Origin of the sequence: Luteimonas sp. MC1825, assembly GCF_014764385.1 — a bacterium.
In the GTDB taxonomy this organism is placed as follows: Bacteria; Pseudomonadota; Gammaproteobacteria; order Xanthomonadales; family Xanthomonadaceae; genus Luteimonas.
Genome location: NZ_CP061714.1, coordinates 912,857 through 925,422 on the forward strand (window position 1 = coordinate 912,857; position 12,566 = coordinate 925,422).

A 12,566-nucleotide genomic window follows, 5' to 3' on the forward strand; every position below is an offset into this window, starting at 1 on the left:
GCGAATAGCGAATATCGGGTTGTGCCATGGAACTCAAGCCACAGGACCTGCTGGTGCTGCTCAAGGCGGCCGCGCATCCGGGCCGGCGCTGGACCTATGCCGCGCTGGCCGAGGCGCTGTCCATGAGCGTGTCCGAGGTGCACTCCAGCGTGAAGCGGTCAGCCGCATCCGGGCTGGCTGTGATGCGCGGGCGGGGCGACTGGGCGCCCGTGGTGCCGGCCTTGCTGGAGTTCGCAGTGCATGGCGTGCGCTATGTCTGGCCCGCGGAGGCGGGGCCGGTAAAGAGAGGGGTTCCGACGTCCTTCGGAATCGAACCGCTTGCGTCCCGCCTGGCGGTCGCGCCTGGAGAAGCGCCGGTCTGGCCGCATCCGGCCGGCAGCGCCAAGGGCCCGGGCCTGCAGCCGATCTATCGCACGGCGCCCGCCTCGGCGTTGGCGGACCCTGCGCTGCATCGGCTGCTGGCCTTGCTGGACGCGCTGCGCACGGGCCGTGCGCGCGAGCGGGTCCTGGCTGCTGAGCTGCTGAAGCAGGAACTCGAGGTCGCTGATGCGGCCTGACGATCCCAACCTGCCCAACCTCCGCACGATTGCGGAGGCGCTGGGCGAGCTTCGGGAGCAGGTGGTGTTCGTGGGCGGAGCGGTAACGGGGCTGCTGGTCAGCGATCCGCTGGCGGACACGGTCCGGGCAACGGTGGATGTGGACGCTGTGGTCCGGGCCACGCTGGGTGGCTTTCACCGGATCGAAGAAGCCGTTGCGGCGCGCGGCTTTATGCGGGACATGCACAGCGGAATGATTTGCCGCTGGGTGCACCGCGAGTCTGGCGTGGTGTTCGACCTGATGCCGGTCGATCAGGATGTGCTCGGCTTTTCCAACCGCTGGTATTCCTACGCGGTTGAAACGGCTGTGCCCGTCGAAGTTGCGCCTGGATTGCGCATCCGCTGCGTATCTGCGGTGGCGTTCGTGGCGACCAAGCTCGAAGCATTCGCGGGTCGTGGCGCGGGCGACATCCTCGCCAGCCATGACCTGGAAGATGTGCTCAACATCGTGGACGGCCGCGAAGAACTGGCGGACGAGCTGACCGCCGCACCCGCGGGCGTGCGATTGGCGGTAGCCTCGGCGTTCTCTGGCCTGCTGCAACATCGGGATTTCGCCAATGCGCTGCCCGGAATGATTGCCGAGCCGGAGCGTACCGGCATCGTGCTTCAGCGACTCAGGGGGATGTCGCAATGAACCTGCATCAGGAACACCACTTCGAGCGCGAGATCTGCGAACACCTGGCGGCCAACGGCTGGCTCCATGCGGAAGGAGACGCAGCGCACTACGACAAGAAGAACGCGCTGTATCTGCCGGACCTGCTGGCCTGGATCGAGCAGACGCAGCCCGACAGCTGGCAGGCGCTCAGCAAGACCCATGGGCCGCAGCTCGGCGAACGCCTGGCCGATCGCATCCGCAAGAACCTCGACGAGCGCGGCACGCTGGACGTGCTGCGGCGCGGCGTGGAGATGGTGGGGCTGAAGCAGGTGCTGTTGCTGGTGCAGTTCAAACCGGCGCTGGCGATAAACCCGGTCATCCAGACGCACTACGCCGCCAATCGGCTGCGCGTGGTGCGGCAGGTGAAGCACTCGCCCAACCGGCCCAACGACTGCCTGGACCTGGTGCTGTTCGTAAACGGGATCGCGGTGGCGACCGTTGAGCTCAAGTCCGACTTCACCCAGTCGGTGGGTGATGCGGTGGACCAGTACCGTTTCGACCGCCACCCGCAGCCCAAGGGCGGGCTGCTGGAGCCGCTGTTGTCGTTCCCGGGCGGCGCGCTGGTCCATTTCGCGGTCAGCCAGGCGGACGTGATGATGGCCACACGCCTGACCGGCGCAGACACCTTCTTCCTGCCGTTCAACCGCGGCAACGGAGGCGGCGCCGGCAACGCGCCGGGTGCGGGCGGCGCCGCTACCCGCTACCTGTGGGAGCAGGTGTGGGCGCCTGACAGCTGGCTGGAGATCCTGGGCCGCTACCTGATCGGCAAGCGCGATGAGAAGAAGCGGCTCAAGTCGGTAATTTTCCCGCGCTACCACCAGCTCGACGCGACCCGGAAGCTCATCGCCGACGTCCATGAAAAAGGCGCGGGCGAGCGCTACCTGATCCAGCACTCGGCCGGCTCAGGCAAGACCAATTCCATCGCTTGGACGGCGCACTTCCTGGCTGACCTGCACCGCGGCGAGCAAAAGCTGTTCGACAGCGTTCTGGTGGTGTCCGACCGCAACGTGCTGGATGCGCAGCTGCAGGAGGCGATCTTCGATTTCGAGCGCACCATCGGTGTGGTCGCCACCATTCGCGGGGAGGGCGGCAGCAAGAGTGGTGAGCTGTCGCAGGCGTTGAAGGACGGCAAGAAGATCATCGTCTGCACCATCCAGACCTTCCCCTTCGCGCTCGAGGCGGTGCAGGGGCTGGCGGCGTCAGAGGGCAAACGCTTTGCCGTAATTGCCGACGAGGCGCACAGCTCGCAGACCGGCGGCGCCGCGGCCAAGCTCAAGCAGCTGCTGAGCCCGCAGGAGTGGGCCGAGCTTCAGGACGGCGGCGAGCTCGACACGGAAACGCTGCTGGCGGCGCAGATGGGTGCGCGCACCGGCGGCAGCGGCCTGACCTATATCGCCTTCACCGCCACGCCAAAGGCCAAGACCCTGGAGTTGTTCGGCCAGCCGGGCGCAGACGGGCTGCCGCAGCCATTCCACGTGTACTCGATGCGGCAGGCGATCGAGGAGGGCTTCATCCTCGACGTGTTGCGCAACTACACCCCGTACAGCCTGGCCTTCCGCCTGGCGCATGACGGCAAGGAGCTCGACCAGGCCGAGGTTGAGCGCAGCGCCGCGATGAAAGGGATCATGCAGTGGGTCCGCCTGCACCCGTACAACATCGCGGCCAAGGTGCAGATCGTGGTGGAGCACTACCGCGAGAACGTGCAGCCGCTGTTGGAAGGCGGTGCCAAGGCGATGGTGGTCGTGGGTTCACGCCGGGAGGCGGTGCGCTGGCAGAAGGCGATCCGTGAATACATCGCGCGGCGCCGGTATCCGCTGGGCGTGCTGGTGGCGTTTTCCGGTGAGATCGACGATCCGGAGAGTTTCCCGGAACCGGTGAAGGAGACGAGCACGCTGCTCAATCCCGGATTGAATGGCCGTGGCATCCGCGAGGCGTTCGCAGGCGCCGAGTACCATCTGCTGCTGGTCGCGAACAAGTTCCAGACCGGCTTCGACCAGCCGCTGCTTTGCGGCATGTACGTGGACAAGAAGCTCGGCGGAATCCAGGCGGTGCAGACGCTGTCGCGCCTCAACCGCGCGCATCCCGGCAAGGACACCACCTACGTGCTGGACTTCGTCAACGACGCCGATGAAATCCTGCAGGCGTTCAGGACGTACTACGACACCGCGGAGCTGGAGGCCACTACCGATCCGAACCTGGTGTTCGACCTGCGCGCCAAGCTCGATGCGAGCGGGTGTTACGACGACTTCGAGGTCGAGCGGGTTGCGAAGATAGAGGTCGATCCAAACACCACGCAGGCGCAGCTTGTGGCGGCGATGCAGCCGGTCGCCGACCGTTTGCTGAAGCGCTATCGCGCCGCGCAGCAGGCAAGGGCAGCCGCCGAGGCCGGGGGGCGTGACGCGGTGTCCAAGATAGAGAAGGACAAGCTCGATGCGCTGGTGCTGTTCAAGGCCGACATGGGCGCGTTCAACCGGCTGTACGCGTTCCTGTCGCAGATGATCGACTACGGAAACACGGCCATCGAGAAGCGCTTCCTATTCTACAAGCGCCTGCTTCCGCTGCTGGAGTTCGGGCGCGAGCGTGACACCGTGGACCTGTCCAAGGTGGTGCTGACGCACCACACGCTGCGTAACCGTGGAAGACAGGCCTTTGACCTTGCCGGGGGCGAGGCCTACAGGCTGCAGCCAATGGACGAGATCGGCAGCGGCCACGTACAGGACAAGCAGCAGGCCTACCTGGCCGAGATCATCGATAAGGTCAACGGCCTGTTTGAGGGCGACCTGAGTGACGGCGACCAGTTGGTCTACGTCAATGGTGTGATCAAGGGCAAGCTGCTGGAAAACGAGACCCTGCTTCAGCAAGCGGCGGACAACAGCAAGGAGCAGTTCGCGGACTCGCCCGACCTGAAAGCGGCGCTGCTCAACGCCGTCATGGATGCGCTTGACGCCCATACGACGATGAGCAGCCAGGCGCTGGCGTCGGAGAAGGTTCGTGACGGTCTGAGGGACATTCTCCTCGGACCCGGCCAGCTGTACGAGGCGTTGCGTGCGGGGCGGGGTGCGGCGGCTTCCGTGGAGGCGCTGTCCCCGATGTGACCCGTCAATTGACGGGAGCAATCTTAGTCGGCTCTTGCTCTTGCGTTGAGCCGAATACGTCAGTATTCGGCTCATAGGGACATCACCGCGTGGGCGTTCGATCGGTGCATGATGTGTGTCCGGGACTCGTATTCGCCCGCATCACGATGGAACCCGCCATGTACGCAACCTCCCGGAAGTTGCCCGCCGCGGCCGCCGCCGCCGCGCTGCCGATAGCCCTGGCCATCGCCCTCGCTAGCTGCGCCACCACGCAACCAGCGCCCGCCGCCCCGACACAAGCAGAGGTCACCATGCCCTCCCCATTGCCAGAACGCTTCACCATCCCCACAAACGGCATCCACACCGGCGGCCGCATCACTGCCGACGACCTGCCGGCGCTGCACGCCGCGGGCATCCGCCACGTGATCGACCTCACGCCGGATGCGGAGAAGGCCGGCTTCGACGAGGCGGGCGCCGTGCGCGCCGCCGGAATGGCTTACGACAACCTGCCCATCGCCGGCGCCGGCGACTTGGACCGCGAGGCGGTGGTGGCCTTCGACAGGCTGCTGCAGGCCGCGGAAGGGCCAACGCTGGTGCACTGCGCCAGCGGCAACCGCGTGGGCGCGCTGGCTGCGCTGCGTGCGGCGTGGCTGCAGGGTGCTGGCGAGGAGGCCGCAGTGGAGGAAGGCCGGCGCTGGGGGCTGCGCGGGCTGGAAGGCGAGGTGCGCGCGCGCCTCGCGCGCGAGCGCTGCCTGGCCGATGCGCGGGGCAGCGACGGCGCGCCCCGCTGCGACACCGGCGGCTGAGGCCTGGCGCGCGCGCTCCGGCCCAGCGTGGCTCTCAGCGTCGCGCGGCATCCAGGTGGGTGAGGTAGAGGCGCATGTCGAACTCCAGCTGGTGGTAATCCGGCTCCATGTGCGTGCACAGCTGGTAGAAGGCCTTGTTGTGCTCGTATTCCTTCAGGTGCGCGAGTTCATGCACCACGATCATGCGCAGGAACGCCGCCGGCGCATCGCGGAACACGCTGGCCACGCGCAATTCGCGGCTGGCCTTCAGCCGCCCGCCCTGCACGCGCGAGATGGCGGTGTGCGTGCCAAGCGCGTGCTTCATCACCTGCAGCCTGCCGTCGTAGAGCACCTTGCCGAGCGGTACCGACTTGCGCAGGTGGCGCTCCTTGAGCGCCTGCACGTAGTCATACAACTGCCCGTCGCTGCGCACTGAATGCGGCTCCGCGTATTTATGCGCGAGCACATCGCCAAGCCTTTGTTGCGCGATCAACGTGCGGACCTGCGCCTGCAACTGTTGCGGGTAACCGGCCAGGTATTTCAGCGTCTCCACGACACGTCCTCCACATCCGTGAACCGTACATCTACAGGGCGCGGACAGGGTACGCCGGAACACATGCGCCTCACGCTGCGCGTTGCATCTTGGTGTCCGGCAACCAGCCGACCCCCATCAGGAGCAAAACATGAGCAACGAGAAGCACGACGCCAACCGCGACCCGATCACCGGCACCCCCGGTGCGCATCCTGTTGGCACTGGCGTAGGCGCTGCAGCTGGCGGCCTCACCGGCGCAGCTGTCGGTTCGGTGGCGGGCCCGATCGGTACCGTGGTTGGCGCCGCCGTTGGCGCGGTGGCGGGTGGCCTCGGCGGCAAGGCGGTCGGCGAAGCGGTGAACCCGACGGTCGAAGACGCCTACTGGCGCGACAACTACGCCAACGAGCCGTACGCCAACAAGCAGTATGGCTACGAGGACTACCAGCCCGCGTATCGCACCGGCTACGAAGCCCGTTCGCGCTATGCCGGCCAGAGCTTCGACCAGGTCGAGAACAACCTGCGCTCGGAATACGAGCAGGCCAAGGGCAATTCGCGCCTCGAGTGGAACGACGCCAAGCACGCCACCCGTGCCGCCTGGCACCGCGTCGAGCGCGCCATGCCGGGCGATGCGGACGGCGACGGCCGCTGAGCAACCGCGCCGGCTGAACCAGCCAACGCGCAGCAACCACGAGGCCCCGCTTGCGGGGCCTCTCTATGTGCGCGAGTCCCGCGTCGCCGTTACCGCGGCAGGCCGCGTGGCAGCCGCAGTATGAACGTCGTGGTGCCCTCGTCGGATGCGGCATGGATGGTGCCGGCATGGGCCTTCACGATCTGGCTGACGATGAACAGGCCCAGCCCGAGGCTTGCCTGCTCCAGCTCGCCACCCGACAGGCCACCGCGCCGCAGCGGTTCGAACATCAGCTCGAGGGTCTCGCGCGGGATCGGCCTGCCGGCATTGGCAACGCAAATCTCGACGCCGTCGTCGTGCTCGCGGAGGACGACCCGGATCACACCGCCGTCAGTGCCGTACTTCCTGGCATTCACCACCAGATTGGCCATGGCCTCGCGGATGCTGCCGGCGTCGAACATGCCGTGCAGCGCGTCCGGGGCTTCGAACTCGATGCGCGCGGCCGGCATCGCCGTCTTCAGCTGGTCGATCTCGTCGCGGCAGGCGTGCGCAAGGTCCACGTGCTCCTTCTGCACCTGGAAGCCGATCCCGAACTGCGAGCGGTTGTAGACCAGCAGTTTGTCGAGCAGCAGGTTCATGCTCTCGCCGCTGCGGATCAGGCGTTGCGCGGCCTTGTCCAGCGCGGCATCGCCGGCCATGCCCGCGATCTGTTCCGCGGTCATCATGATCGAGGTCAGCGGGGTGCGCAGGTCGTGGCCCAGCACGCCCAGGAAGATGCTGCGCCAGCGCTCCACCTCGTCGGCGTAATGGCTCACCGACTCGGCAATGGCCTCGTCGATCGCCTCGTTGAACCGGGCGATCTCGCGGGTGGCTTCGGGTTGCCCTGGGGTATCCGCCGCCCAGGCCCGCAGCACCGACGCGCGCATCGCGCGGTACTCGGCAACCAGGCTCGAGATGCTGAACCCGCTGTGCGCACGGTGCAGCGCGTGGGTGGCGGCCGCCGACCGCGAGTGTTCCGCCGGCATCGGCGCGTTGCCTTCGGACTTGGCGATCTCCTCGGCGCGCGTCTGCGCCGTGCGCAGGTCGCTGACGATGGCCTGGATGATCTCGGGCAGGTGGTCGCGCAAGGTCACATGGTCGAGCGGCGTGTCCACCTCGATCGACTTCGCGAACTCGATGGCCTGCTCGATGATGGATTCGGCACGTTGTTCGATGAAGTCCGCCAGCCCGCTCTGCATGCCGTGTGTCCATTCAGGGGAATCCCCGCCGCATCTTACGCGGTGCGGCCGCGGCCGGCGCCGGGTCCGGGCGGGCGGATTCACCGCCTGTCGACAAGCGTGAACCGGTGCAAACGCGCCACCCTCATGGTCGATACGGCTTTCACACCTGCCTGTTCATAGTCCGGCACACACGGAATCCGCACACCGGGGCCCCAGTCAATGGCACATGCAGAAGCTTCCCCAGACCGCGACGACGCGCGCATCTCCACCGGCAACACGGGCCTCGACGACATCCTCGGCGGTGGGCTGGATGCCGACCGGATGTACCTCTACGAGGGTCGCCCCGGGGCAGGCAAGACCACCCTGGCCCTGCAGTTCCTGCTCGACGGCGCGCGACGCGGGGAGCGCGTGCTGTACATCACCCTGTCCGAAACCGAGCGCGAACTGCAGCTCGTGGCCCGGCGCCATGGCTGGAACCTGGCCGGGGTGGACATCGTGGAACTGGTGCCGTCGGAGGCGATGCTCGACCAGAGCCAGGAGATCACCCTGCTGCACCCCGCGGAGCTCGAGCTCGGCGAGACCACGCGCCTGATCCTTGAACAGGTGAGCACGGTGAATCCGGTCCGGCTGGTCATCGACAGCCTGTCGGAGCTGCGCCTGCTGGCGCAGAGTTCGCTGCGCTACCGGCGCCAGGTGCTCGCGCTCAAGCAGTTCTTCGCCAACCGCAACTGCACGGTGGTGCTGCTGGACGACATGACCTCGCAGCAGAACGACCTGCAGTTGCACTCGATCTCGCACGGCGTGGTGTTGCTGGAGCAGTTGGCCATCGACTACGGCGCGGAGCGCCGCCGGCTGCGCGTGATCAAGATGCGCGGCATCGAGTTCCGTGGCGGCTACCACGACATGAAGATCGTGAAGGGCGGCATCGAGGTCTATCCACGGCTGGTCGCCTCCGATCACCAGGCCGAGTTCTCGAGCGACTTCACGCCCAGCGGCAACGGCGAGCTGGACAAGCTGCTGGGCGGTGGCCTGGAACGCGGCACCAATGCCTTGCTGATCGGTGCCGCCGGCGTGGGCAAGTCCTCGCTGGCGCTGACCTACGCCATCAGCGCCGCGCAGCGCGGCGAGCGCAGCGCGATCTTCGCCTTCGACGAGGGGCGCGGCACCATCGAAGCGCGCTCCAGGGCGCTCGGGCTCGACCTGGCTTCGGCGATCGACGATGGCCTGGTGCTCTTCCAGCAGATCGATCCGGCCGAGATGTCACCCGGCGAATTCGCGGCCATCGTGCGCCGGCGCGTGGAGCGCGACGGCGCGCGGATGGTGGTGATCGACAGCCTCAACGGCTATCTCAACGCCATGCCGGACGGGCGTTTCCTGATCCTGCAGATGCACGAACTGCTGACCTACCTTGCCCAGCAGGGCGTGGTGACCATCCTCGTGCTCGCCCAGCACGGCATGGTCGGCCCGGTCGAGGCACCGCTGGACATCAGCTACCTGAGCGATGCGGTGGTGATGCTGCGTTACTTCGAGCATGCCGGCGTGGTGCGGCGGGCATTGTCTGTGGTGAAGAAACGCAGCGGCTTCCACGAGCAGACGATCCGCGAGTTCCAGCTGGGCAGGCACGGCGTGCTGGTGGGACAGCCACTGACGGACTTCAGTGGCGTGCTGTCCGGTATGCCTACCTACACCGGCGGCAGCGAGCCCCTGTTGCCTGGTAACGCCCGTGCCCCGGAGTGAGGCGGCCGGATCTCCGGTCCTGGTCTTTGCCCCCACCGGGCGCGACGCGACGGCCGCATGCGACCTGCTGCAGCGCGCGGGCATCGCCACGCGGATATGCGCGGATTACGCGACCCTCGTCGCCGCGCTGGATGCCGCCGCCGCGGTGTTCGTGGCGGAGGAAGGACTGATCGGCCAGCCGCTGGACGTACTGTCCGGGTGGATCCAGGACCAGCCGCCGTGGTCGGACCTGCCGTTCGTGATGCTCACCGGCCGGCGCGACCACCCGAGTGCGGGCGCGTGGCGCCAGCAGCAGATCGAGCGCCTCGGCAACGTGGCGCTGATCGAGCGGCCGGTGCAGCCCATCACCCTGGTGAGCGTGGTGCAGGCGGCCTTGCGTGCGCGCAAGCGGCAGCAGGAGATCCGCGCGCTGCTCGAGGCACGCGCCGTGGCCGCGGCCACGCTGGAGGAGCAGGTGCAGGCACGCACCATGGAACTCCGCGCGCTCAATGCCCGGCTGCGCGAAGAAATGGCCGAACGTGCGCGCATCGAGCACTCGCTGCGGCATGCACAGAAGATGGAAGCGCTTGGCCAGTTGACCGGCGGCGTGGCGCACGACTTCAACAACCTGCTGATGGTGATCACCGCAGGGCTGGACATGCTGGAGCGGCAGCAGGATCCGGAGCGCCGGCAGCGTTTCATGACGGCGATGCGCCAGGCCTCCGGACGTGGCTCGGCGCTGACGCGACAGTTGCTGACTTTCTCGCGCAGCCATGCGCTGCGGCCCGAGAGCATCGACCTGGCCAGGCTGATCGGCGACATGCGCGAGCTGCTCGACCGCAGCCTGCGCGGCGATGTCGACGTGGACGTGCGGCTGGACCCGGGCCTGTGGCCGGTGTTCGTTGACGCCGGGGAGTTCGAGTTGGCGATCCTGAACCTCGCCGTCAACGCGCGCGATGCGATGGACGGCAGTGGCCGGATCACCATCACCGGCGAGAACGTGGTAGACGCCGGCAACGGCGCTGCGACCGAGCTGGTGCGCCTGGTGGTGCGCGACACCGGCGCCGGCATGTCGGAGGCGGTGAAAGCGCGCGTGTTCGAACCGTTCTTCACCACCAAGGACGTCGGCAAAGGGTCCGGACTCGGGCTTGCACAGGTCTACGGTGTCGCCAAGCAGTCCGGCGGGCGCGTGGAGATCGACTCGGTGGTCGGGCAGGGCACCGCGATCACGCTGCTGTTGCCGCGCTCGCGACAGCCCGTGGCTGCAGCCGTCGGCAGCGCGCCGGACACCGCGGGCGATGCATCATCGCCCGACCACCGCGTGCTGCTGGTCGAGGACGATGCCGAGGTGGCCAGCCTGGTCGAGGAGATGCTGCGCGTCATCGGCTACGACGTGGTGCACGCGCAGAGCGCCAAGGCGGCGCTGGGCGCGCTTGCCGACGGACGCAGGATCGACCTGGTGTTCTCGGACATCATGATGCCCGGCGGCACCAGCGGCATCGAGCTCGCGCGCGAGATCCATCGCCGCAGGCCCGGGCTGCCGGTGCTGCTGACGAGCGGGTTCGCCGAGATTGCAGCCGACGAAGCGCGGGCGCTCGAGATCCCGGTATTGCGCAAGCCCTACGCACTGGAGGAATTGCGCGCCGCGGTGCGGCGGCAGCTGGCCACGTTTGCCGCTGCCGGGCGGGTCACGCCGTAGCGGTCTGCCCCGCGGGATCATCGCGGGACGGCAAGGTGACCGTGAACGTGCTCCCCAGTCCCGTGCCGCTGCTGCTTCCGACCACCGTGCCGCCGTGGGATTCGACGAGTTCGCGGACGATCGCCAGGCCGATGCCCAGCCCTCCGGGGCGCAGCGCGGCTGCGGCAGCATCCTGCACGAAGATGTCGAAGATGTGGGGCAGGGCGTCGGCCGGTATGCCGATGCCGTTGTCGTGGACGGTCACGGTAAGCGCGTCGGAGGAACACGCCGCCACCAGGCGGATGCGACCACCCTCTGGTGTGTACTTCGATGCGTTGTCGAGCAGGTTGGTGAACACCTGCACGAGACGGGTATGGTCGGCGTGCAGGGGCATCGCATCGCCGGCTGGCAGGTCGACCAGCAGCTGCTGCTGCCGCGACTCGATCACAGGCCGGCAGGTCAGCACCGCGGTCTCGAGCACCGCGGTCAGCTCGATGTCCGCGCATTCGAGGCGGAGTTTTCCGCTGACCACCCGCGAGCCGTCGACGAGGTCGTCGACCAGCCGGGCGATGTGGACGACCTCGGCTTCGATGATGTCGCGGAGCCGGGTGAACCGCACCAGGTCGTCGCGCGCACCGCCGAGCATGCCGGCCGCCAGCCTGATCGGGGTGAGCGGGTTGCGCAGTTCATGCGCGGCCGTCGCCATCGAACCGAGCGCCAGGGCATGTGCGTCGACCGCCAGCGTTTGCTGCGCCTGGGCGAGCAGGGCGGAGGCCACCAGCAGGCCGTTGGCTTCCTGCAGGGCCTCCTGCCGCGCCCGGCTGCCGGCGTGGCCGGGGAGGCGAGGGTCCGCGGGCAGGCCGACGGCATCCGCGTTGATGATCGGCGCACCGGCGGTGTCGCGTTCGATGTCGTGGCAGAACTCGTAGCCCCCCGGTCCGCGCCGCTTGGCGCGATACATCGCCGCATCCGCGCACGCGATGAGCGCGGCCGCGTCGGTGGCGTCGTCGGGGTAGAAGGCGATCCCGATGCTGGCGGACAGCTCGATCCCGTGACCCGCGATGGTCTCGGGCTGCGCCAGCACGCCCTGCACGGTCTCCACGATGCCTGGAACGTCGTCGGTGGTGGCGAGGTCGTCGAGCAGCACCAGGAATTCCTCGCCGCCATAGCGCCCCACGGCGTCGTTTTCGCGGAGATTCGCCTCCAGGCGGCGCGCCAGGACTTGCAGCACGCGGTCACCGACCGGATGGCCGAAGCTGTCGTTGATCAGCTTGAAACGGTCGACATCGATGAACAGCACCGCGACATGCGTACCCTGCCGCTGCGCGGCCGCCAGTGCGATGCGCAGGCGATCGCGCATCGAGGCGCGGTTGGGGAGTCCGGTCAGCGGATCCCTCTGGCCCGCGCGGGCCGCTTCGTCACGATGGCGCTCGGCGGCTTCGGCCACCACTTGCGCCCGCAAGGCGGCGAGCACCAGTTGGCCGTTGGCTTCGCGCAGGTCATCCCCGTTGCCCGTCGGCCTGCGGGCACGCAGGTTGGCGAGCACACCCTCGAGCCCGGCGACCTCGGCGCGCAGCAGCACGGCGTGTGCCTCCAGCGTGGCCAGCGACTTGGCCGCGGCCGCAACGCCTTGCGCAGCGGATTCCGGCCCGGTCACCCTCTCACCTCCGGGCGGTGTCGCG

10 protein-coding genes are annotated in these 12,566 nt (G+C 68.0%); 7 read left to right on the forward strand and 3 right to left on the reverse strand.

The window, feature by feature from the left end:
• The first annotated feature begins 26 nt into the window (after positions 1-26).
• The 4 genes from IDM46_RS04240 to IDM46_RS04255 all read left to right on the forward strand — a co-directional run bounded on the left by IDM46_RS04240 (position 27) and on the right by IDM46_RS04255 (position 5,131).
• The gene (locus IDM46_RS04240) at positions 27-557 is read left to right on the forward strand and encodes a MarR family transcriptional regulator (protein ID WP_185114895.1); all 531 of its coding nucleotides are present in this window, start codon (positions 27-29) and stop codon (positions 555-557) included.
• Entirely contained in the window at positions 547-1,230 is a 684-nt protein-coding gene (locus IDM46_RS04245) for a hypothetical protein (RefSeq protein WP_185114896.1), read from the forward strand. The genes IDM46_RS04240 and IDM46_RS04245 overlap by 11 nt, the downstream gene beginning before the upstream one ends.
• Positions 1,227-4,346, forward strand: a complete 3,120-nt coding sequence (locus IDM46_RS04250) for a DEAD/DEAH box helicase family protein (RefSeq protein WP_185114897.1) — start codon at positions 1,227-1,229, stop codon at positions 4,344-4,346. Before IDM46_RS04245 ends, IDM46_RS04250 begins: the two co-directional genes overlap by 4 nt.
• Before the next feature lie 290 nt (positions 4,347-4,636).
• The gene (locus IDM46_RS04255) at positions 4,637-5,131 is read left to right on the forward strand and encodes a sulfur transferase domain-containing protein (protein ID WP_185114898.1); all 495 of its coding nucleotides are present in this window, start codon (positions 4,637-4,639) and stop codon (positions 5,129-5,131) included.
• Between the two features lie 34 nt (positions 5,132-5,165).
• On the opposite strand, the gene IDM46_RS04260 is transcribed toward IDM46_RS04255, so the two are convergent.
• The gene (locus IDM46_RS04260; RefSeq protein ID WP_185114899.1) at positions 5,166-5,663 is read right to left on the reverse strand and encodes a M48 family metallopeptidase; all 498 of its coding nucleotides are present in this window, start codon (positions 5,661-5,663) and stop codon (positions 5,166-5,168) included.
• Positions 5,664-5,793: 130 nt separating this feature from the next.
• Between IDM46_RS04260 and IDM46_RS04265 the strand changes: the two genes are divergently transcribed.
• On the forward strand, positions 5,794-6,291 hold the full coding sequence (locus IDM46_RS04265) for a glycine zipper domain-containing protein (RefSeq protein WP_182822182.1): 498 nt from the start codon (positions 5,794-5,796) through the stop codon (positions 6,289-6,291).
• Between the two features lie 89 nt (positions 6,292-6,380).
• On the opposite strand, the gene IDM46_RS04270 is transcribed toward IDM46_RS04265, so the two are convergent.
• A complete protein-coding gene (locus tag IDM46_RS04270) occupies positions 6,381-7,508 on the reverse strand; it encodes a sensor histidine kinase (protein ID WP_185114900.1) in 1,128 nt (375 codons plus the stop codon).
• Between the two features lie 201 nt (positions 7,509-7,709).
• Here IDM46_RS04270 and IDM46_RS04275 point away from each other — a divergent pair, with 201 nt between their 5' ends.
• Complete coding sequence (locus IDM46_RS04275) at positions 7,710-9,227, forward strand: ATPase domain-containing protein (protein WP_182822177.1); 1,518 nt, start codon at positions 7,710-7,712, stop codon at positions 9,225-9,227.
• Positions 9,214-10,905 (forward strand): ATP-binding protein, encoded by a 1,692-nt coding sequence (locus IDM46_RS04280; protein ID WP_182822175.1) that lies wholly within the window; start codon positions 9,214-9,216, stop codon positions 10,903-10,905. The genes IDM46_RS04275 and IDM46_RS04280 overlap by 14 nt, the downstream gene beginning before the upstream one ends.
• Here IDM46_RS04280 and IDM46_RS04285 read toward each other — a convergent pair.
• Positions 10,895-12,541, reverse strand: a complete 1,647-nt coding sequence (locus IDM46_RS04285; protein WP_185114901.1) for a diguanylate cyclase — start codon at positions 12,539-12,541, stop codon at positions 10,895-10,897. The genes IDM46_RS04280 and IDM46_RS04285 overlap by 11 nt on opposite strands.
• Positions 12,542-12,566 lie beyond the last annotated feature (25 nt).